This window comes from Desulforamulus aeronauticus DSM 10349 (genome assembly GCF_900142375.1).
Classification (GTDB): domain Bacteria; phylum Bacillota; class Desulfotomaculia; order Desulfotomaculales; family Desulfotomaculaceae; genus Desulfotomaculum; species Desulfotomaculum aeronauticum.
The window spans coordinates 20,989-40,582 of record NZ_FRAR01000006.1 but is presented as its reverse complement, the minus strand read 5'-3'; the positions used below and the strand labels follow the sequence as shown (position 1 = coordinate 40,582).

Genomic DNA, 19,594 nt, shown 5'->3' with positions numbered 1-19,594 from the left:
TTTGGTTAAGTTGTTTAAGAGATATCATTGTGGAGGTGTCCTCTTTGATTAAAGCAGAAAGATTAATAGAAGAATTTCTTGAGTTAGTTCAGGTGGACAGTGAATCTGGGGCAGAACGGCAGTTGGCCGACCTCTTAAAGGATAAACTCAACGCTCTGGGTTTGCAGGTGTTTGAAGATGAAGCAGGTTCTTACGTGGAGGTGGGTCAGAGAACCGGTAACCTTATTGCTACCTTACCAGCCAACGGTGGCCAAGGTCCCTTGTTGTTGTTCTCGGCTCACATGGACACGGTAAAGCCTGGTCAAGGGGTTAAACCGATACGGCAGAACGGGATGATTACTTCTGCGGGAAATACCATTCTTGGCTCCGATGATAAGGCGGGTATTGCTGCCATTATGGAGAGTCTAAGGGTTTTACAGGAACAGAGTATTTTACATGGTGGTTTGCAGGTGGTCTTTACCGTAGGGGAAGAAATTGGTCTTAAGGGTGCCAAGGGCTTGGATTACAGTCGCCTACAAGCTAACCTAGGTTTTGTGTTGGACAGTGGTGGCCCGGCCGGAGAAATCATTACGAAGGCCCCTACGCAATATAGTTTGAAAGCTACCGTGCAAGGGAAAGCTGCCCATGCCGGTATTGCCCCGGAGCAAGGTATCAATGCCATTGTGGTGGCCTCTCAAGGGATTGCCGGGATGAAAGTGGGCCGTATTGATGAAGAAACAACTTCGAATATCGGGTTGATTTCCGGCGGAGTCGCCACCAATATTGTGCCAGAACAAGTAACGATCCAAGGGGAAGCACGTAGCATCAACCCAAGCAAAGCGAAAGCACAAATTGATCATATGGTGGAGGAGCTTAGACAGGCTGCGGAACGACTGGGAGCGAAGGCAGCGATCGAGGTGGTCAAAGAATACGATCCCATTGATTTAGCTCCCGATGCCTTACCGGTGCAGATTGCCGTTAAAGCTGCCGAACGGATTGGTTTAAAACCTTTTCTTGGTCAAACCGGTGGTGGCAGTGATGCTAATATTTTCAACGGGCAGAACATTGCTTGTGCCAACTTAGGTACCGGCATGTCCAAAGTGCATACCACCGAGGAGTTTATCACCGAAGAAAACTTGCTCAATAACGCCAGATTTGTGCTGGAAATTATAAAAACAGCACAGGAATTTAAAGAATAGGCTATTCTGCGTGGATGACGATTCTGTGATAAGGAGTGAGTAGATGGAGAGTATGGGGTTTAATGGTACACTACTTGCACAGTTATTTAATTTTGTTGTCCTTCTGGCAATAATGGGTGTGATTTTTTACTTTTTGGTTAAGGCTTTTAGAGGCACATCGAAAGTAAGAAGAGAGATTGATGATTTAAATCATCGCTTAAGAAATGTAGAACGTAAAATAGATAAGGGCAGCTAATTAAGCCCTCGGATTGCATTCCTCTGTGGTCCCGCTTTAGTTAACATAAACAGGCTATTTGTTGCTCTGTCGAACTTCGAAAAGAGGTGTCTTCCTTTGATCCGTATGCGTCGCGGTGTGGTGCAAAAAATAACCTCCCAAAGGACCGGCATTAGTGAATTGTTGGTTGAGCTGGAAGGTGGACTTCAAAAGGCTGTTAATTATGACTCTTTAACTGGAGAAGTGGTTGCCGGTGATGAAGTAATTTTAAATACCACCGCTGTTTATAAAAAGTTGGGCACCGGGGGTGCCCATTTTGTTCTGGCCAACTTGTCTAATACTGAAATAGATGTGCCTGAAGCAGGACACATTATGAAGCTGCGTTATACCCCCTACCAGGTAAAAGTTCTCTCAGTGGAAGAACAGGACAGTCCCTATGCAGAGTTGATGCAGCAGGCAAACTCTTTAGAGGGTACGCCTGTGATTATCGGTACCCTGCACAGTATGCTGGCTCCGGCTGCCGCAGCCCTGAAAAAACTAGCGAACAAGCAGCTCAAAGTAGTGTATTTAATGACCGATGGAGCTGCCTTGCCGCTGACACTGTCTCGTCTGGTTTGGGAGCTTCGGGAAAAGGGGTTAATTCAGCACACAGTAACTTGCGGACACGCCTTTGGCGGTGACCTGGAAGCCATCAACGTTTATACGGGTTTGCTAGCCTGCAAACATGTTCTGGGAGCAGATGTCATTCTGGTGGCTATGGGGCCAGGCATTGTGGGAAGTGGTTCCCGTTTTGGTTTTACCGGTGTTGAGCAAGGTGAAATTATTAATGCCGTTAATCTCTTAAAAGGTAAACCCATTGCCATACCTAGAATAAGTTTTGCCGATGCCCGGGAGCGTCACCGGGGGTTGAGCCACCACAGTCGTACGGCCCTAGGCACCATTGCCTTAACTAAGGCCACGGTAGTGCTGCCTAAACTTGTACCTGAGAAGCTGGAGTTAGTGCTGCAACAAGTGGAAGAAAGTACCATCGCCCACAAACATGATGTTGCCATTATCGAGGGGCAGCCAGCCTTGGCAGCATTGGCAGATTATCAGGTGAAAGTAACCACCATGGGCCGCCACGTGGAGCAGGACCCGGAATTTTTCTTGGCCGCGGGGGCGGCCGGGGTCTATGTGGCTAGTTTAATTTAGCCTTGATGAGTTCCTGTACGGTATGATACTGCCCTGCAGATTGCTTGATTAGTTTACATAAATCTTTAGCTTTGGCCAGGAAATAGATTTTATTTGCATAGACGTAGATCTGATTCATGTTTGTCCCTCCCCGCTGGTTATGGGACAGTATATGAAGGGGCTTTTGTTTTTAGCATATCGAAAAGTAAAAACTTTCCGACATGCATAAGGGCAAACTAGGCTTACTTGTGCCCTATCGGGTACGCCGGCGTTTAAAGACTTGGCACAAGCTAAGGTTTACTAATGTACTTGTTGGAAAGGAGTAGCCATTAATGAAACTTGTTACCCTTACGTCCAATGCCAGCGGTGCCGTTCAGGCTGCCCGGGAGGGGTTGGTGGTAATGGTGGTGGATGTTATTGATATGTCCACAACCCTAGAAGCTGCTCTTGATGCAGGAGCTCTCACTGTACTAGGTGCCAGCCCGGATACAGCAACTCCGCCGGTATCTTTGCATCCGGAAGGTATCGGTCTGCGGGCAGCCCAATTGGCCTTGGCGGCAGATACCAGTGTGGTATTGGTAACGGAGCCTCGGGTAGGAACCGACGAAGAAAGAATGGCTAATGCTTCCCGGTTGCTGCGGGGAATTCGCCAGGGGGGGGCAGAGGTCTCAGCTGTTATTCCTAACCTTGGTGCAGAGACGCCGAAAATTTGTAATTTATCTGATAGAGTGGTGGTAGCAGTCACCGCCACGGGTGGTGTGGCTTATGATGCAGCCTTCACGGCAGGAGCACCGGCGGTAATTACCGGCACCGTAGCACGCACCCTAAAAAAGAAGGGTTCTGAGCCGGCCAAAGCCGCAGCACGCAGGGCCATAGAAGCCGCCCGGAGGCATGATTCCGGCATCTGTGTAGTGGCTGCCAGTGCCAATTCTTTAGAAGACCTATTAGCAGCGGAATACATTATGAAAACCATTATCGAGGAAGGTTATCTGGCGTTAAAAAACTAACATGAAGCAGGTGAATTAGAAAAGTCATGGGAGCCGCTGGAATTGCCAGGCTGCCCGCGTGGGACTTTATTTCTACATTCAGCCTCTGAACCAAGGGAGTATATCATCTTGGTTCAGGGGCTTTTATCATTTTCATTTGATTTTTCGCATAGTATGTACAGGGATTTAAGTTGGTATGGGACAAAAGTGAGGTGGGACAGTGGCCAGGGGACTGAAAAGAATCTGTAAATCCTCTCTACGGGAGGGATGGCCCATTTACTTACTGGCCCTTTTAACCTTTGCAGCAGGAATTGGGGTTGGTTGTTGGGGAGTTAGGGGGCTTGACAGTGAACAAGTCAAACAGCTTGTGTTAAACCTGGATCAGTTTATGTATCAAGCAGATAAACTGATGCTAGACCGCTCGTCTATGGTAAGAGATACTGTCACCAATAATTTGATTTATATCGGGATCATTTATTTATTAGGGCTAACCGTTATTGGTATGCCGGTGGTACTGGCTCTTTTATTTGCCAGGGGTTTTTCCCTAGGGTTTACGATAAGCTTTTTAACGAAAGAAAAGGCCGGAGAAGGCATTATGCTGGCCTTTACTTCTGTAGTGCCGCAAAATGTTTTGCTAATACCGGCTATTTTACTGGCCAGTGTTGCTGCCCTTTCTTTTTCTTGGTTATTGATTAAAAGATTTCTTAATTCCAGATTACCCGTTTTGCCTGGTTTGATAGGCTATCATATGCTAATAGTCATTGTTTGCTGTATCTGTATAGCGGCGGGTTTGGTGGAGGCCTATGTCACACCGGAGTTAATTAAAGCCACAGCAACATTTTTAAAATAAAATTGATAGATAACAATTTTGGTAAAATAAGGTTACATAATTTCTGATTTTTTCGGGCATATTAATAGCAACAACCGGGTATTCTAATGTTTTGCATTTGAAAAGCAAATCTGTAAGGAGGGAAAACAGCATGTCTAAAGAGTTGACCCGCGTAGATTTGCCATACAATTTAATTAAGGAGACAGCTTTTTCTGGTTTAGTTCCTAGAGAATTGGTTCCCTATGTAAAACCGGCTTTAGTAGAATTTAGAAATGAAATGGCTGCTGAATTGGGATTACCGGATTATGCCAATATGGATAAAGGAGATTTACCCAGCCGATTAAACGGTAATGTAGGTGGAGGCATGACTAAAAAAATGGTTGCCTTTGCAGAAGCTGTTTTGGCCTGGCATTATAAAAACAGGGTTTTAATAACTGAATAAATAAGAGGCTCCGCCAGATCGAAACGGCGTGAGCCTCTTTTTATTTGAACCAATAGATTACTTCTAAAAACAAAGCTGTAAGACCCGCAGCCATTAAAGGACCGATGGGTATACCGCCTAAAAATACAATACCAACGATAGAGCCAATAACCATACCAAAAATTAACTGAGGATCCAATTTCAATAATTTTAATCCTTCACCATTCATATGGGTGGCTAAAGCACCGCCAATTATTGCCAGGATACCTTGGGGTGAAAGGGTTTTTTCCAGCATGTCCAGATAAATCACATTATCATGGGCTAAAGGAACCAGTACCGACAACATTAAAAAAATTAGACCTACTTCCAAGCCTCGACGTTCCAGTGTGTACAAAAATCGGCCCAGTTTACTTAGCTTTAAAAAAAGTAAGATACAAGCAGCTGTAGCCAATAAGGTAGATTCTGCAGCAAAGCCAAGCAAAAGTAATGAAAATAAGATAAGGTTACTTTTCTGCATGTTTCATACCTCCTATTGTAAATTTCTATGCTAACCGATGAAAAAAATACCACTGGCCTAGGGCTAATAAGCTATGCCTGGCCAGTGGTATTTGATTTAAAATGTAAAGAAATAAAAATTTGTGATTGAAATCAATAAATACAGACAAGGGGTCACAAAACAATAAACCTAAATGGTGGGCTTCAATTGTAACTCCCGCAGGGTACTATTTGTCGTGTAATTCTGCAAAATTAGCATGAAAGGTTTCAATACTGGTATTCATAGCCTGGAGACCGCCGCGGACCCCCGCAATAGAACGTTTTGTTTCTAACAAAAAAGCTCTGATTTTAGTTAGTACTTCTTCCACATTTTTATTTTGCGCTAGAACTAATAAAACCAGAATAAGAAATAACGTATACGGACTATGGGGATCTAGATTTTTTGTTTCCATCTTATTTTTTGCACCTCCTAAGCTTACTACCCAGTATATGGGTGTAGACTTGAATAAGTGTAAGTCCATTAGTCTCTTGTTGTCTGTGTTCTAAAAAGTTCTTAGTTAGCATATTTTGGCATATCGGAAAGTATTAAACTTTCGAATATGCCTAAGGGCAAACTAGCTTACTTGCTTGTGGCCTTTTAGGTTATGCCCTTTTTCTAAGGATAAGCCAAGAACACCTTCGAGATCTATTTTAGCTTATGGTGGGAGGGAAGAATGTGCTGGTGGTTTTTATTACCAAGACAAAATACAAACTATTAAAGGGTCTACGGTTTGCCCTGGTCTTTACGATACTGGTTATTCTTCTAGTGCAACTGGTGGGCTTGGTTCGTTCCTTGGGTTTCTCCACCGAGGATAAACTGCCCAGCGGCAATCCCATGAGAGTAATGGCACCTTCTAACGAGATTTGTGAGGATGAAATGAATCACGGTATATTGGAGAAATTAATAGAAAGATTACTAAAATATAGACAAGGAGAAAAATAAAAAAAGGGATTATATGGGTCTTGTTGAAGTAGTTCCAAACACTGGAACTACTTTTGTTTTTAGCACTATAAAAAAGGTTTTAGCAACTTGCCTGCTTGTGACCTTTGGGGTTAAAGGTACAAGCAGGCAAGCAAGGCAGATGCTACGTTTTCTAATAAGGAGGAGGGAAATGGAACGCTGGTTGGAAGAATTTATCCATTACCTGGCAGTGGAACGGGGTCTGGCCCAAAATACCTTAGCCTCCTATCGTATCGACCTCAACCAATATTTGGATCACCTAAAGAAACAAGGGGTAACCTCCCTGGGACAAGCCGACAGAAATCATATATTATCACATCTCTATAACCTGCAAAAGGACAGGAAGGCCCCTGCCACCATTTCTCGGCACTTGGCTGCCTTAAAGCACTTTTATAGGTTTTTATTGTCCGATGGGATGGTGGTAGAAGACATTACCCTTAATCTGGAATCTCCTAAGCTGGCCCAACGGTTGCCGCAGGTGCTGAGTACTGGAGAAGTTGAAATGTTGCTTAGTCAGCCCCAACTGGCTGACCCTGCTGGCATGCGAGACAAAGCCATGTTGGAACTTATTTATGCCACAGGGATCAGGGTTTCTGAACTGGTTTCTTTAAATCTCCAAGATGTTGAACTGGCGATGGGGTATGTCCGATGTTTTGGCAAGGGTGCCAAAGAACGTATCATCCCTCTGGGCTCGGTGGCTGTACAGTTTGTCGGAGAATACCTGGCCAGATCCAGGGTCAAACTAACGAAGGGTAAAGCAGAGCATCAGGCTCTGTTTGTCAATGTACAGGGCAAAAGACTTACCCGCCAGGGCTTTTGGAAAATTATTAAAAAGTATGCCCGGGAAGGTAAAATAGATAAGCCCATTACCCCCCACACTCTAAGGCATTCCTTTGCCACGCACCTGTTGGAAAATGGGGCAGATCTGAGGTCTGTACAAGAGATGTTGGGCCATGCGGATATATCCACGACACAAATTTATACTCACCTAACCAAGATCAGACTACGGGAAGTTTATAACAGTGCCCATCCCAGGGCTTAATTATGATTACTACAGGGGTGAATCACGACAGATGGGAAAAGTAAACAAAGTAACATTGATTATTCTAGATAGTGTAGGAATTGGTGAATTGCCCGACGCTGCTGCATACGGGGATGCCGGCTCCAATACATTGGCCAATGTGGCGAAGGCAGTGCAGGGCCTAAAGTTACCGAACCTAGGTCGTCTGGGTTTAGGTAACATACATACCATCGACGGGGTAGCAGCAGTAGAATTACCCCAGGGAGCTTACGGTAAAATGGCAGAAAAATCCCAGGGTAAAGACACCACCACAGGTCACTGGGAGATGGCAGGTATCATTTTAGAGAAGCCCTTTCGAACGTATCCCAAGGGATTTCCACCAGAGCTAATCTCGGAGTTTGAAAAAAGAATTGGGCGAAAGAGTTTAGGTAATGTGGTGGCCTCTGGTACGCAGATTATTGAAGAGTTGGGGCCGCAACATATGGAAACTGGCTTGCCCATTGTTTATACTTCGGCGGATAGCGTTTTTCAAGTGGCTGCCCATGAAGAAGTAATCCCTCTGGAAGAACTTTACCATATTTGTGAGATTGCCCGTACCCTATTAGATGGTGAACATAAAGTAGGGAGGGTGATTGCCCGTCCCTTTGTGGGACAACCAGGTTCCTTTAGACGAACTGCTAACCGGCATGACTATGCCGTACCACCTCCGGAACCCAATATACTTACCGAACTGCAGCGGGCCGGTGTAAACACCATGGGAGTGGGCAAGGTGTTTGACATCTTTGCCGGGGTTGGCATCTCGGACACCATTAAAACCAAAAGTAATATGGATGGTGTGGACAAGATCCTCGAGTTTATGAAAAACACCCGGCAGGGCTTAATCTTTGCCAACCTAGTGGAATATGATTCACTTTATGGTCATCGCAATGACCCGGTGGGTTATGCCAGGGCTTTAGAGGATTTCGACAGCAGGCTACCGGAAATTTTAGCAGCCATGCAGCCGGATGAGGTGTTAATCCTCACAGCTGACCATGGTTGTGATCCTACCACGGCCAGTACCGATCATAGCAGGGAATATGTTCCCCTGTTGGTTTATGGCCAGCCGATTAAACCGGGGATAAATCTCGGCGCGCGTACTTCCTTTAGTGATATTGCTGCTACCTTGGCCGACTTCTTTGGTCTGTCCTTTTCGGTAGGCACAAGCTTTGCCGGTGAGGCTTTGAAATAAAGGAGAGAGGGTTTTCTTTATGCGAATGGTTGACTTAATTCATAAAAAGAGAGAGGGAGAAAGCCTAACCAAAGAAGAAATCGAATTCATTATTCAAGGCTATACCCGAGATGAAATACCCGATTATCAAATGTCAGCCTTTACGATGGCGGTTTTCTACAAAGGAATGAATAGGCAAGAAATTGCAGATTTTACCAATGCGATGGTACACTCCGGTGAAACGATTGATTTGTCAGCCATTGAGGGAATTAAGGTAGACAAACATTCAACCGGTGGTGTGGGAGATAAAGTTAGTTTGATCATCCTTCCTCTGGTGGCTTCCGTGGGGGTTCCGGTGGCAAAAATGTCGGGGCGGGGTCTGGGTCATACCGGGGGAACCATCGACAAGTTGGAATCCATAGAAGGCTTTCGGATTGAACTAGGCAGGGAAGAGTTTATCAACCATGTTAATACCTATAAAATGGCCATTGCCGGGCAATCCGCCAACCTGGCTCCCGCAGATAAGAAACTATATGCTTTACGAGATGTTACCGCTACCGTGGACAGTATCCCCTTAATTGCCAGTTCGGTAATGTCAAAGAAAATAGCTTCTGGGGCGGATGCTATTGTTTTAGATGTTAAGGTTGGTTCCGGGGCCTTTATGAAATCCCTTGAAGAAGCTAAGGAACTAGCTGAGACTATGGTTGAAATTGGTAATTCACTAAACCGCAAAACCATTGCCATTGTAACCGATATGAGTCAACCCTTAGGGCACGAAATCGGTAATGCCAATGAAATTAAAGAAGCCATCGATGTCCTGCAAGGCAAAGGAGCAGAGGACTTAACAACGGTGGCCTTAACCATTGCCTCCTATATGACAATACTGGGTGGGGTCTATACGGATTTTGATCGTGCCTATCAAGAACTAGAAAAGGTTATTAAGTCGGGTAAAGCCGTCGAAAAGCTGAAACAGCTGGTGACCATACAAGGTGGCAACCCAGCAGTTATTGATAACCCAGCAAAGCTGCCGCAGGCTGCCCATCATATCGAAGTAAAAGCTTGGGAAAATGGTTATGTAGAAAGTATCGATGCAGAGAGTGTTGGCATTTCTGCTATGTTACTTGGCGCCGGCAGACAGAAAAAGGGTGATGCCATAGATTATGCTGCGGGGATAACTCTGAGCAAAAAAATTGGTGATGAAATAAAAATCGGAGATACCATTTGTATTTTGCATACTAATGTAGAGGATTATGATCAAGCGATACAAATGATTAGAAATGCCTATGTCTTTAGTCAGGAGAAACTTGGGCCAAAGGATTTAATTTTGGGCGTGATAGCCTAGAAGCTAAAACAATGACTACACCCATATTTTTTGACAGCTACCTCGGAATAACTCCGGGGTATTTTTTTGGAAAAAGATCCCTCCTACCTTTGCAGCATATTACAGCCCCAAAAGATAACAATAATAGGAGCAATATGAACAGAGATCCTGGAGGGTGATATTAAATGAAAGCACAGTTAAAAGTAAAGGTGATGGTTCTACTCTGTCTTATTCTTTCTATCACACTGGCACTTACCGTAGGCCTATCTTCGGCTTGGGCGGCACCCGCGGCTAAAAAGCCTGCGAAGGAAGATGTTGCGACAGCGACACAGTTGGAGACCACTGCGGTAACGGCTGTACTAATGGATTATAGTTCCGGGCAGATTTTATTCCAGAAGGACATGCATACCTCTCGGCCCATGGCCAGTGTTACCAAATTAATGACCATGCTGTTGATCTGTGAAGCAGAGTCTCAGGGTAAAATTAAAATGACAGATAAAGTAGTGGCCAGTGAACATGCCTGCAGCATGGGGGGCTCTCAGATATTCCTGGAGCCTGGTGAAGAAATGACGGTTAAGGAAATGTTAATCTCCATCGCCACTGGTTCCGCCAATGACTGCAGTGTGGCTATGGCGGAAGCCATTGCCGGTTCCGAGGAGGCCTTTGTGGATATGATGAATAAAAAGGCCGAGGAGATGGGATTAAAGAATACTCATTTCTCCAATCCCACCGGTTTACCTACTGAAAACCATCATACTTCTGCCTATGATATGGCTTTAGTGCTCCGACAATGCCTGAGATACCCCATTTTCCGTGAAGCATCTGCCATTTATGAATATGACCTGCGGGGCGGGGACTTTAAGCTCTGGAACACCAACAAGCTATTGAAATGGTACTCCGGTGCAGATGCCGGGAAAACTGGTTGGACCAATGAGGCCAGTTATTGTCTGGCTGCCTCGGCCAAACGAGATGGTTTAAGGTTGGTATCCGTGGTGCTGGGGTGTCCGATGCCCAGAACCCATTTTACAGAAACCATTAAGTTATTCAATTATGGTTTTGCCAGATACAAAGCGGTTAACATGGCAGAAGCCGGACAGGTGATTAAGGAACTTGAGGTGGGCAAAGGACAAGTAGAAAGGGTTAAGGTGGTTACTAAAGACCCGGTTGGTTTAGTGGTGGTGAAGGGGCAGGAAAAGAACGTTGAGGGCAAAATTAATCTGCCGGACAAACTGGATGCACCCATTGAAAAGGGACAGGTTGTTGGTAATTATATTGTGACCAAGGATGGCCAGGAGGTACTAAAAGTAGATTTGCTGGCAGCCAACGAAGTTAAAAAAGCCTCACCGTTGCAGCTACTCAACAATATGTTGGATCGGCTTTATAGTATGGAATAAGTAAGTCAAACATCGCAAAGGGCTGTGTGAGAACGTAGCCTTAGTAAACCGCTTAAAACGACAAGTTTTAGGCGGTTTGTTAATTTACATCCCTCCCTATCATATCTTGTGATTTTCTTTGAATATCTCGTTTATGATAATGAAAACTAACCTTGCCAGCTTGCTAGAGCTTTAACATCTGCAAGAGTTAAACCCTTAACTTCTTTAACACTTGCTAACTCCATAAATTATCCCTCCATAAATGTATTGAAGGGGCTGTTGCAATTAACCAAAGAGTTTTTGTGTAACAGCCCCTTTTCAATCTAAAAGAGGTTTTGTAACACCGGTTTCATGCCTTGTAGATATTCACACCGATGTCATAGCATTTAGGAGGTGGTAAATTCCCCCCCGTTTACATGAATGGTTTGCCCAATAACAAAGCGGGAATCATCCGAGGCAAGATAAACATAGGCCGGTGCCAGCTCAAAGGGCTGAGCCTGTCGCTGCATGGGGTTAGCCACTTGGGTTACTTCGTCTGCGGAGAAACTTGCGGGAATGAGTGGTGTCCATACTCTTCCCGGTGCAACGGCGTTAACCCTGATACCTTGACTGACTAAATTGTTTGCCAGCGCCCGGGTAAAACCCACGATAGCTGCCTTGGTAGCGGTGTAATCAATTAATTGTTGATAACCAACATAAGCCACCACCGAAGTGGTATTAATAATGGAACTACCGGCTTTTAAATGGGGTAATGCTGCCCTCGTTGTATAGAAATGCGAGTAGATGTTCACCTTGAAGGTATCATCAAACTGCTCATCAGTAATATCCAGCAAGCTTAATTGCTGAAACTGTATCCCCACGTGATTACAAAGAATGTCGAGTTGTCCAAATGTTTGTACCGTTTTCTCCACGATGTGGACACATTGCTGCTTATTCCTTAAGTCCCCAGGCAGCACCAAACAGCGTTGACCCAGTTCCTCTATCCTTGTCCTGGTTCGGTTGGCATCTTCATGTTCATCTAAATAAGAAATAGCAACATCTGCACCTTCTTTTGCAAAGGCAATGGCCACCGCTGCACCAATCCCACTATCTCCACCCGTGATCAGTGCCACCTTGCCTGTTAATTTACAGCTTCCTTTATAATTGGGGTTTTCGATAATGGGTCTAGGAACCATCAATTTTTCCACACCAGGCTGGCGTAGCTGGCGTTGTTCCGGTACAGTGATGGGAACATCTTGATAACGGGTGATTTTTCCGTAATTAGGATACATGGGGTAATTCTGACCCACTGACTTGATTTTAAATTGATCAGCTTCTTGTGACATAAAAATATCCTCCGGGTATTTTATTATTACTTTATGTAAAATACCGGGAAGAAAGTGCATTTTTGATTAATAAACAATTCTAGCCTAGTGTGTCACTTTTAGGAAATATGCCGAGTAAAATGAATAAGGTGAAAAAGGAGGTCGTTTTTTGTGCAAAATTATCAACCCTGTCCTGGAGTAGACTTATTATTGGTAAACAGTTCCCATGAAAAAGTACAGGTACTATATAATTCAAACCCTTATAGTTACCAAATGCCAAAAATTGGTCTTAGGCCACCATTTTATTGTAACCCACGATGTGAACAGTATTATCCTGTTATCTAACTGTATTGATATAAAGGCAGGGTTAAAGAAAAAGAGGCTATTGCATAATTCTCTCTAATCCATCTTTGAACATAAACATTTTTCTCAGACACATGATGAACCTTGACCAGAGATTTTTCTTCAGGACGGAGTCAGGTTCTATATAACTCGTAGTATTTATCCAGAGCTTCCTTTTGACTATCAGCTTCAATGCACTCCCAACGATCAAACAGATAACCCGGCTCTACAAAGTATTCCTTCTTAGGCATAATCCCGATAACATAGAACATTAACATTACCTCCCTCATAGTATGGAAAAATGGCAGCATCCTGCATGTAGGATGTTGCTATTTTTCAGCCCTTAAATCTCCCTATAATAGTTGTTTATATGTATAGTACGTTGAAATTGTATGTATCGATGATAATATTGTATTCAATACATTACATTTTTAAGAAGGTGAAGCGATGCCAGTTAACTCCTTTGAAGATTACCATATGAACTGGAAACCAGATAAAGAGAGACTGAAGCACCCTTACTATTTGTCTCTCGCGGAGCAATTGGAGCACGATATTAAGAATGGTAAACTTCAGGAAAATTCTAAACTTCCACCTCAAAGGGAGCTTGCTGATTATTTAGACATAAACCTTAGTACCATTACACGGACTTACAAGCTGTGTCAAAAAAGGGGGCTTATTTATGCAACTGTGGGTAAAGGAACCTTCGTTTCTCCCCATATTGGGGTACAAACAACCGTTGTCAGCCATCAAGATGAAACGGCCATTGAAATGGGAATGGTATTTCCTTTTGACGAGGACAACTGCGTTGTTCGTAAAGTTGCTTCTGAATTACTTGCAAAACCTTCTGCCGAAGAATATTTCGATTACAGCTTTCCTCTGGGAAGTCCGTTTCAGAAGAATATGATGAAGAAATGGTTAGAGGAATTTGGCTGCTCAGTAGATACCGATCATATTTTGATTACCGCAGGAGGCCAGAACGCACTTTCTATTGTACTGACTTCACTTTTCAGTGCCGGTGATAAAATTGCCGCCGATCCCTACACCTATGCTAATTTTATTGGTCTTGCCAATATGCTGAATATCGAACTAATTCCCATTAAAAGCGACGACTTGGGTATAAATCCTGGGGAACTTGAAAAGGTATGCCGGCTGATCAGCATCAAGGGGATATACCTCATGCCCTCTTGGAGCAACCCAACCAATCAATGCATGGACGCTAAGCGAAGAAGTGAATTAGCCAAGGTAATCATGGAACAGGATCTGATTGTGCTGGAGGATGACAGCTATGCCATTCTATCAGAAGAAAGGATTCCCCCCTTGGCAACACTGGTTCCTGACCGGACAATTTACATCAATGGTTTTTCAAAACCGATCAGTGCCGGGTTACGGGTGGCCGCCCTTGCTTTTCCTGAAAGATTTAAGGTACTGCTGGAGAGAGGACTTTTTAACCTAAATCTCAAAACGCCTTCACTCAACATAGAAATCGCCGCGGAACTGATCCGCAGCGGGGTGTATCGGGAAATTTTGCAAAAAAAGCGAGAGCGTGCAGTCTTTAGGAATCGGCACTATCAGGAAATCTTGGGAGCGTTTCCTCATACCATTCATCCGCGATCATTTTTTCAGTGGTTTCCCATACCGAGAAATTGTACTGGCAGAGCATTTGAGGCTATGATGGCGGTCCAGGGTGTCTGTGTATATGGCTCAGAACGTTTTGCACTGGGCGATACGGAAAACAATCACTTTATCCGCATTGCCACATCCTCACCGCAAGATGAGAATACATTACGTAAGGGGCTGCAAATCATTAAAGCGGGCTGCCTCGAGCTTAGCCAAAAGGATACCATGCTCATTGTTTAGCTTTCACCTGCTTGCTAACATTGGCGAAGATGAAATTAACCTGGTATCGCTTCACCTCCTGAAAAATGTATTCAATACAATATTGTTGTTGCTTGCATACAATTTTAAGCACAAAATAAAAGTATAGATAATATTGTATGAAGTTAAATGCATAACGAAGGAGTGCTTAAGATGTCAATGATTTATTTACCTAGTTGCAAATTTACCTCGTATTCCCCTGAGGCCAGCAAAAATATAAAGAATTACCTCTCGGAGAATTATGATATGCAAATTGGGGGGTGCTGCCGGCCAGATCACAAGAAGCTTACGAACCGTGATACGGTGGTTTATATCTGTAATACGTGTGCTGCCTTTTGTACAGAGGATTCTTCTGCTGAAAAAGTAATTTCCCTTTGGGAGCTATTGGATAACGACAAACAGTTTTCATATCCTGATTATGGTCATAAAAAAATGGCTATTCAAGATTGCTGGCGCGTATATGATAATACTTCCCAGCAAAAAGCAGTTCGGAGAATCATAAGGAGAATGAATATTGATATTGAAGAATTAGATGAGAATTATGATAAAACAAATTTTTGTGGAGTATCGCTCTATGAGCCACTGCCTAAGCAAAATGGAGATTTTGCGCCAAAACGTTTTATCGAGAACGCCGAAGACCTTTTTCTTCCGCATACGAAAGAAGAACAGGTGGCATTAATGAAAGAACATGGTGCTAAAATTAATGCCAATGAAGTTATTTGTTATTGTACAAGCTGTATAAACGGCATCAACCTTGGTGGGAAAAAGGGCAGACACTTATTAGACCTCATGTTTGGATTAGAACCTAAATAAGGACCTGACATTGTGGTTCTTAAGCCGAAGACACCGAAGATACAGATGAAACATAGGGAAACTCAGCAACAAAAAGGAGCGGTGGCCACCCCATGATCGGGAGAGCTGCCGCTTTTGTGCTGTTTCGGACCTCTCACGCCTTGGGAATGTCTTGCGGCATATCCTCGCCGGCAAGATACAGCTTCTTTTTCGACATTCATTTTGGAAAAAATTAGCAGGAATTTAGCTCGGAAAAAGAGAAATTTTTGGCATATCGGAAAGCATAAGACTTTCCTACATGTATAAGGGAATACTTCAAATGTGGAAGGAGAGGCTAGGCAGCATGCATTTGGATATGGACTATCAACAGCAGGATACTCTAGTGGTTCGCCTGGGCGGAGATATGGATCTAGGGGTGGCTGATAAGCTGCGTATTGCCTTGGATAAGCAGCTGGCAGAGAAAAGAATCCGATATTTGGTACTCAATTTATCTCGGGTGACTTTTATCGATAGCTCTGGTTTAGGAGTCATTTTGGGTCGCTATAAACGCCTGCATCATACTGGGGGAAGGGTAATTTTAGTAGGGGCACAACCCCAAGTCAAAAGAATTTTAGAGCTGTCTGGTTTGCTGCAAATTATGGAGGAATACCCGGACGAAAACCGGGCACTGACAAAGATCGTTTAAAGGAGTGGTCGGGTTGGTAATTTTAAATAAATGTGTGCTTGAATTTACCAGTGTACCGGAAAACGTGGCCTTTGCCAGGGTTTCTGTGGCAGCCTTTGCTTCCCAGTTGGATTGCACTTTACCGGAGTTGGAAGAAATTAAAGTGGCAGTTTCTGAGGCAGTGGGCAATGCCATTATCCACGGCTATCGTAACAAGGCGGATAAAACAGTACGAGTTTTAGCGACGATTTATAAAGAGGGGCTGGAGATACGGGTAGAGGATAGCGGCATTGGTATCACAAATATAGAGATGGCTATGCAGCCGGCCTATTCCACCGACCCGGAGAGGATGGGACTGGGTTTTGTCTTTATGCAGTCCTTTAGTGATCGTCTACAGGTTGATTCAACTCCGGGAAAAGGCACCACCGTAACCATGTATAAACGCATTGGTTTACGAGGTGCTAAGGCGCGGGCAAATTAGTAAAGGCGGGTTGTCCATGAGTTCAACCAGGCTTTTGGAAATGAATCTTCCACGCTTTCCTTTGCTGGGCGACAAAGAAATGAGAAATCTTCTTAAAAGGGCCCAGTCCGGTGACGGCGATGCCAGAGAGCGGCTGGTCAATTGTAATTTAAAATTAGTCTTTAACCTGGTACAAAGATTTAATAACCGGGGTTATGAGCTAGAGGACCTCTTTCAAATTGGTTGTATTGGGTTAATGAAGGCTATTGATAAGTTCGATTTGACCTATGACGTGAAATTTTCTACCTATGCCGTGCCCATGATTGTAGGAGAAATACGTCGTTTCTTAAGAGATGACAGTCCGGTTAAGGTCAGCCGTTCGCTGAAAGAGACTGCTTACAAGATACAACAAACCAGGGATCGACTGACGGCCCGTTTAGGTAGAGATCCATCGATTAATGAAATAGCGGAGGAACTTGGCTTTGGCCGAGAAGAAGTGGTCAATGCCTTGGAAGCTGCACAAACACCGACCTCTATCTACGAAACGCTGCATCAGGATGACGGAGATCCCATTTATATCTTAGATCAACTAAGTAGTGAAAGTGATGGCGATTCTCCCTGGTTGGAGAAACTAGCCATTAAGCAACTACTCATTAGCCTCCCGGAGAGGGATCGGCAAATCCTCTTGTGGAGATTCTTTGAGGACAAAACCCAGTCGGAGGTAGCCTTGCGCCTGGGGCTTTCCCAGGTACAGGTTTCGCGGCTGGAGCGTCAAGCACTGAAAAAATTGAAGGATTCCATGACCCAAAGCAGTGGTTTATAACTATAAGTAGCAGGTAGACGGGTTTATTTCATAAGCAAAGAGGTAACTAAAAAATACAATAAGGAACTAGGAAAGTTGCGGGGGCGTGGCGGCAGAATTGTCGATCTGCCCGGTGTGCACTTTCTCAAGACTTGGTAAAATTCGGTTGGAGCCAACCGAATTTTTTTGTTTTTAGACACACATAATAGCATTAATGCAAAAAGGGCACCGTGACTGGAATCAGGTGTCCTTCAAAATATTATAAGGTGGTTTAGATGGTTACGAAAACGAGAGCTAATTCGCTGGAAGTGGACAAAGCAAATTATGAAACACTGGTTCAACAAGTAAAACCTAAGCCAAAGGTATTACGGAACAGCGTGTTGGCTTTTTTAATGGGGGGGGCTATTTGTGCCCTGGGACAAATTTGTATTAGTTTTTTTAAGGCCCAAGGCTTGGCAACTCAAGACGCCGTGTTGGCTACCTCCATGGTACTGGTTTTTTTGGCAGCCCTCTTAACAGGTTTAGGTATCTATAATGAAATGGCGAAATATGCCGGAGCGGGCATGATTGTACCTATTACCGGTTTTGCCAATTCCATGGTGGCTCCGGCTATGGAGTTTCGCAGTGAGGGTATGGTGTTTGGCGTGGGGGCAAGGCTTTTCATGATTGCCGGGCCAGTGTTAGTTTTTGGTATTGTGGCGGCCTGGTTAGCTGGACTAATAACCTATCTTTGCACGTTAGGGTAAGGAGGTGCCTGACGCATAAGCAGTAAAAAAATAGGTTTACAAACAGTGGCTTTTCAACAAGCGCCTGTAATCCTATCCCATGCCAGTATCGTCGGACCTAAAGAGGGTGAGGGGCCTTTAGGTGATGTTTTCGATAAAGTTTTAGAGGATATGTATTACGAAGAAAGTACCTGGGAAAAGGCCGAACAAAAAATATTTCTGGAAACGATGAAATTAGCCTTGGCAAAAGCCCAGCTAACAACGGATGATATGGACTACTTATTGGCTGGGGATTTAACGAACCAAATTATTACGGCCAACTTTACAGCACGCAGTTTAGCCATTCCATTTATTGGTTTGTACGGAGCCTGTTCCACTATGTATGAAAGCTTGGCCCTGGGTAGTATGCTCATCGACGGCGGCTATGCCAAGTACGTATTGGTGGGAGCCTCCAGTCACTTTGCCACCGCCGAGAGGCAGTTTCGGTTTCCCACCGAGCAAGGAGTGCAAAGGGCTATGTCGGCTCAACGAACGGTAACAGGTGCCGGGGCAATTGTCCTGGGGGCTCAAGGGGAAGGACCACGGATTACCCATGCTACCATTGGCAAGGTCATTGATTTTGGCCAGGGAGATGCCAGTGATATGGGCTCTGCTATGGCACCTGCCGCTGCGGATACCTTCCTACGACATCTACAAGACAGAAAAATATCTCCCGATTTCTACAGTATCATAGCCACCGGAGATTTGGGCAAATACGGTCGGCAATTGGTGGTTAAACTATGTGAGCAGCAAGAAGTATTTTTGACCCAAAGTTACACCGATTGCGGTATTCTCATTTTTGATGAATCACAGGATACCCATGCGGGGGGGAGCGGCTGTGGTTGTTCAGCGGTAGTTACCTGCGGTCATTTGTTACGAGAGATGGAACAAGGTAGACTTACCCGTATCTTGGGTATCGGTACCGGAGCTTTATTATCACCTTGCAGTTCGCAACAGGGAGAGACCATTCCTGGTATTGCCCATGCTGTTGCCATAGAAGCCTCAGGAGGGGGACGTTAATGATATTAAAAGCCTTCCTGGTGGGAGGTGCTATCTGCTTGATCGGACAATTATTAATGGATTTGACCAGCCACAAAATTACACCAGGCCATATCTTGGTAGGATTTGTCACCGCTGGTGTAGTGGTCAGTGCTTTGGGCTTGTATCAACCATTAGTTGATTTTGCCGGGGCAGGGGCAACGGTGCCACTCACTGGTTTTGGTCATTTGTTAGCTCAGGGGGCCATTAAAGAGGCAGGGCAGAGTGGCTTTTTGGGTATTTTTAAAGGACCACTTAGTGCTGCTGCCGGTGGCATTACCGCAGCAATTGTTTTTGGTTACCTGGCTGCCCTGGTATTTAGACCCAAGGGTTAGGGT

At 44.5% G+C, this 19,594-nt stretch carries 24 protein-coding genes; 19 read left to right on the top strand and 5 right to left on the bottom strand.

Going from position 1 to position 19,594, the window contains the following annotated elements; translation table 11 throughout:
* Positions 1-44: 44 nt before the first annotated feature.
* The 3 genes from BUA78_RS02525 (at position 45) to BUA78_RS02515 (ending at position 2,583) form a co-directional block, all read left to right on the top strand.
* Positions 45-1,178, top strand: a complete 1,134-nt coding sequence (locus BUA78_RS02525; RefSeq protein ID WP_072910724.1) for a M20/M25/M40 family metallo-hydrolase — start codon at positions 45-47, stop codon at positions 1,176-1,178.
* 43 nt (positions 1,179-1,221) lie between these two features.
* Positions 1,222-1,413, top strand: a complete 192-nt coding sequence (locus BUA78_RS02520; protein ID WP_072910723.1) for a hypothetical protein — start codon at positions 1,222-1,224, stop codon at positions 1,411-1,413.
* 96 nt (positions 1,414-1,509) lie between these two features.
* Positions 1,510-2,583 (top strand): DUF3866 family protein, encoded by a 1,074-nt coding sequence (locus tag BUA78_RS02515; RefSeq protein ID WP_072910722.1) that lies wholly within the window; start codon positions 1,510-1,512, stop codon positions 2,581-2,583.
* On the opposite strand, the gene BUA78_RS20785 is transcribed toward BUA78_RS02515, so the two are convergent.
* Entirely contained in the window at positions 2,570-2,701 is a 132-nt protein-coding gene (locus tag BUA78_RS20785) for a hypothetical protein (protein ID WP_274377366.1), read from the bottom strand. The genes BUA78_RS02515 and BUA78_RS20785 overlap by 14 nt on opposite strands.
* Positions 2,702-2,894: 193 nt before the next feature.
* Between BUA78_RS20785 and BUA78_RS02510 the strand changes: the two genes are divergently transcribed.
* The 3 genes from BUA78_RS02510 to BUA78_RS02500 all read left to right on the top strand — a co-directional run bounded on the left by BUA78_RS02510 (position 2,895) and on the right by BUA78_RS02500 (position 4,819).
* A complete protein-coding gene (locus BUA78_RS02510; RefSeq protein WP_072910721.1) occupies positions 2,895-3,569 on the top strand; it encodes a hypothetical protein in 675 nt (224 codons plus the stop codon).
* A gap of 199 nt (positions 3,570-3,768) precedes the next feature.
* Positions 3,769-4,398: a stage II sporulation protein M gene (gene spoIIM / locus BUA78_RS02505; protein ID WP_084082280.1), complete on the top strand. Its 630-nt coding sequence runs from the start codon at positions 3,769-3,771 to the stop codon at positions 4,396-4,398.
* A 130-nt stretch (positions 4,399-4,528) separates the two neighbouring features.
* Complete coding sequence (locus BUA78_RS02500; protein WP_072910720.1) at positions 4,529-4,819, top strand: alpha/beta-type small acid-soluble spore protein; 291 nt, start codon at positions 4,529-4,531, stop codon at positions 4,817-4,819.
* Positions 4,820-4,859: 40 nt separating this feature from the next.
* Here the strand turns inward: BUA78_RS02500 and BUA78_RS02495 are convergent, their stop codons facing one another.
* Both BUA78_RS02495 and BUA78_RS02490 read right to left on the bottom strand, forming a co-directional pair.
* Positions 4,860-5,315, bottom strand: a complete 456-nt coding sequence (locus BUA78_RS02495; RefSeq protein WP_072910719.1) for a DUF441 domain-containing protein — start codon at positions 5,313-5,315, stop codon at positions 4,860-4,862.
* A gap of 205 nt (positions 5,316-5,520) precedes the next feature.
* A complete protein-coding gene (locus BUA78_RS02490) occupies positions 5,521-5,745 on the bottom strand; it encodes a hypothetical protein (protein ID WP_072910718.1) in 225 nt (74 codons plus the stop codon).
* Between the two features lie 263 nt (positions 5,746-6,008).
* On the opposite strand from BUA78_RS02490, the gene BUA78_RS02485 reads away from it, so the two are divergent.
* From BUA78_RS02485 to BUA78_RS02465, 5 genes are all read left to right on the top strand, one after another.
* On the top strand, positions 6,009-6,275 hold the full coding sequence (locus tag BUA78_RS02485) for a hypothetical protein (RefSeq protein ID WP_072910717.1): 267 nt from the start codon (positions 6,009-6,011) through the stop codon (positions 6,273-6,275).
* A gap of 169 nt (positions 6,276-6,444) precedes the next feature.
* Positions 6,445-7,335, top strand: coding sequence for a site-specific tyrosine recombinase XerD (xerD, locus tag BUA78_RS02480; protein ID WP_072910716.1), 891 nt, complete (start codon positions 6,445-6,447; stop codon positions 7,333-7,335).
* A gap of 31 nt (positions 7,336-7,366) precedes the next feature.
* Complete coding sequence (locus tag BUA78_RS02475; RefSeq protein ID WP_072910715.1) at positions 7,367-8,542, top strand: phosphopentomutase; 1,176 nt, start codon at positions 7,367-7,369, stop codon at positions 8,540-8,542.
* A gap of 19 nt (positions 8,543-8,561) precedes the next feature.
* Positions 8,562-9,863: a pyrimidine-nucleoside phosphorylase gene (locus BUA78_RS02470; protein ID WP_072910714.1), complete on the top strand. Its 1,302-nt coding sequence runs from the start codon at positions 8,562-8,564 to the stop codon at positions 9,861-9,863.
* 164 nt (positions 9,864-10,027) lie between these two features.
* Positions 10,028-11,236 (top strand): D-alanyl-D-alanine carboxypeptidase family protein, encoded by a 1,209-nt coding sequence (locus BUA78_RS02465; protein ID WP_072910713.1) that lies wholly within the window; start codon positions 10,028-10,030, stop codon positions 11,234-11,236.
* A gap of 365 nt (positions 11,237-11,601) precedes the next feature.
* On the opposite strand, the gene BUA78_RS02460 is transcribed toward BUA78_RS02465, so the two are convergent.
* A complete protein-coding gene (locus tag BUA78_RS02460) occupies positions 11,602-12,540 on the bottom strand; it encodes an SDR family oxidoreductase (protein ID WP_072910712.1) in 939 nt (312 codons plus the stop codon).
* Between the two features lie 455 nt (positions 12,541-12,995).
* Positions 12,996-13,133 (bottom strand): hypothetical protein, encoded by a 138-nt coding sequence (locus BUA78_RS20070; protein WP_175548954.1) that lies wholly within the window; start codon positions 13,131-13,133, stop codon positions 12,996-12,998.
* A 175-nt stretch (positions 13,134-13,308) separates the two neighbouring features.
* Here BUA78_RS20070 and BUA78_RS02455 point away from each other — a divergent pair, with 175 nt between their 5' ends.
* The 8 genes from BUA78_RS02455 to spoVAE all read left to right on the top strand — a co-directional run bounded on the left by BUA78_RS02455 (position 13,309) and on the right by spoVAE (position 19,591).
* Complete coding sequence (locus tag BUA78_RS02455) at positions 13,309-14,718, top strand: aminotransferase-like domain-containing protein (protein ID WP_072910711.1); 1,410 nt, start codon at positions 13,309-13,311, stop codon at positions 14,716-14,718.
* Between the two features lie 171 nt (positions 14,719-14,889).
* Positions 14,890-15,549, top strand: coding sequence for a hypothetical protein (locus BUA78_RS02450; RefSeq protein ID WP_072910710.1), 660 nt, complete (start codon positions 14,890-14,892; stop codon positions 15,547-15,549).
* A gap of 322 nt (positions 15,550-15,871) precedes the next feature.
* The gene (gene spoIIAA / locus BUA78_RS02445) at positions 15,872-16,213 is read left to right on the top strand and encodes an anti-sigma F factor antagonist (RefSeq protein ID WP_072910709.1); all 342 of its coding nucleotides are present in this window, start codon (positions 15,872-15,874) and stop codon (positions 16,211-16,213) included.
* Positions 16,214-16,226: 13 nt separating this feature from the next.
* Positions 16,227-16,673, top strand: coding sequence for an anti-sigma F factor (gene spoIIAB, locus BUA78_RS02440; protein ID WP_072910708.1), 447 nt, complete (start codon positions 16,227-16,229; stop codon positions 16,671-16,673).
* Positions 16,674-16,689: 16 nt separating this feature from the next.
* Entirely contained in the window at positions 16,690-17,475 is a 786-nt protein-coding gene (gene sigF, locus BUA78_RS02435) for an RNA polymerase sporulation sigma factor SigF (RefSeq protein WP_072910707.1), read from the top strand.
* Between the two features lie 254 nt (positions 17,476-17,729).
* Positions 17,730-18,200, top strand: a complete 471-nt coding sequence (gene spoVAC, locus BUA78_RS02430) for a stage V sporulation protein AC (protein ID WP_072910706.1) — start codon at positions 17,730-17,732, stop codon at positions 18,198-18,200.
* Between the two features lie 15 nt (positions 18,201-18,215).
* Entirely contained in the window at positions 18,216-19,238 is a 1,023-nt protein-coding gene (spoVAD, locus tag BUA78_RS02425; protein WP_072910705.1) for a stage V sporulation protein AD, read from the top strand.
* On the top strand, positions 19,238-19,591 hold the full coding sequence (gene spoVAE / locus BUA78_RS02420; protein ID WP_072910704.1) for a stage V sporulation protein AE: 354 nt from the start codon (positions 19,238-19,240) through the stop codon (positions 19,589-19,591). Before spoVAD ends, spoVAE begins: the two co-directional genes overlap by 1 nt.
* Positions 19,592-19,594: the final 3 nt, after the last annotated feature.

Coding starts and splice junctions, on each gene's coding strand:
- BUA78_RS02520 (WP_072910723.1), top strand. CDS start 1,222: ATGGAGAGTATGGGGTTTAATGGTACACTACTTGCACAGTTATTTAAT.
- BUA78_RS20785 (WP_274377366.1), bottom strand. CDS start 2,701: ATGAATCAGATCTACGTCTATGCAAATAAAATCTATTTCCTGGCCAAA.
- BUA78_RS02510 (WP_072910721.1), top strand. CDS start 2,895: ATGAAACTTGTTACCCTTACGTCCAATGCCAGCGGTGCCGTTCAGGCT.
- BUA78_RS02500 (WP_072910720.1), top strand. CDS start 4,529: ATGTCTAAAGAGTTGACCCGCGTAGATTTGCCATACAATTTAATTAAG.
- BUA78_RS02495 (WP_072910719.1), bottom strand. CDS start 5,315: ATGCAGAAAAGTAACCTTATCTTATTTTCATTACTTTTGCTTGGCTTT.
- BUA78_RS02490 (WP_072910718.1), bottom strand. CDS start 5,745: ATGGAAACAAAAAATCTAGATCCCCATAGTCCGTATACGTTATTTCTT.
- xerD (WP_072910716.1), top strand. CDS start 6,445: ATGGAACGCTGGTTGGAAGAATTTATCCATTACCTGGCAGTGGAACGG.
- BUA78_RS02475 (WP_072910715.1), top strand. CDS start 7,367: ATGGGAAAAGTAAACAAAGTAACATTGATTATTCTAGATAGTGTAGGA.
- BUA78_RS02470 (WP_072910714.1), top strand. CDS start 8,562: ATGCGAATGGTTGACTTAATTCATAAAAAGAGAGAGGGAGAAAGCCTA.
- BUA78_RS02465 (WP_072910713.1), top strand. CDS start 10,028: ATGAAAGCACAGTTAAAAGTAAAGGTGATGGTTCTACTCTGTCTTATT.
- BUA78_RS02460 (WP_072910712.1), bottom strand. CDS start 12,540: ATGTCACAAGAAGCTGATCAATTTAAAATCAAGTCAGTGGGTCAGAAT.
- BUA78_RS20070 (WP_175548954.1), bottom strand. CDS start 13,133: ATGTTCTATGTTATCGGGATTATGCCTAAGAAGGAATACTTTGTAGAG.
- BUA78_RS02455 (WP_072910711.1), top strand. CDS start 13,309: ATGCCAGTTAACTCCTTTGAAGATTACCATATGAACTGGAAACCAGAT.
- BUA78_RS02450 (WP_072910710.1), top strand. CDS start 14,890: ATGTCAATGATTTATTTACCTAGTTGCAAATTTACCTCGTATTCCCCT.
- spoIIAA (WP_072910709.1), top strand. CDS start 15,872: ATGCATTTGGATATGGACTATCAACAGCAGGATACTCTAGTGGTTCGC.
- sigF (WP_072910707.1), top strand. CDS start 16,690: ATGAGTTCAACCAGGCTTTTGGAAATGAATCTTCCACGCTTTCCTTTG.
- spoVAC (WP_072910706.1), top strand. CDS start 17,730: ATGGTTACGAAAACGAGAGCTAATTCGCTGGAAGTGGACAAAGCAAAT.
- spoVAE (WP_072910704.1), top strand. CDS start 19,238: ATGATATTAAAAGCCTTCCTGGTGGGAGGTGCTATCTGCTTGATCGGA.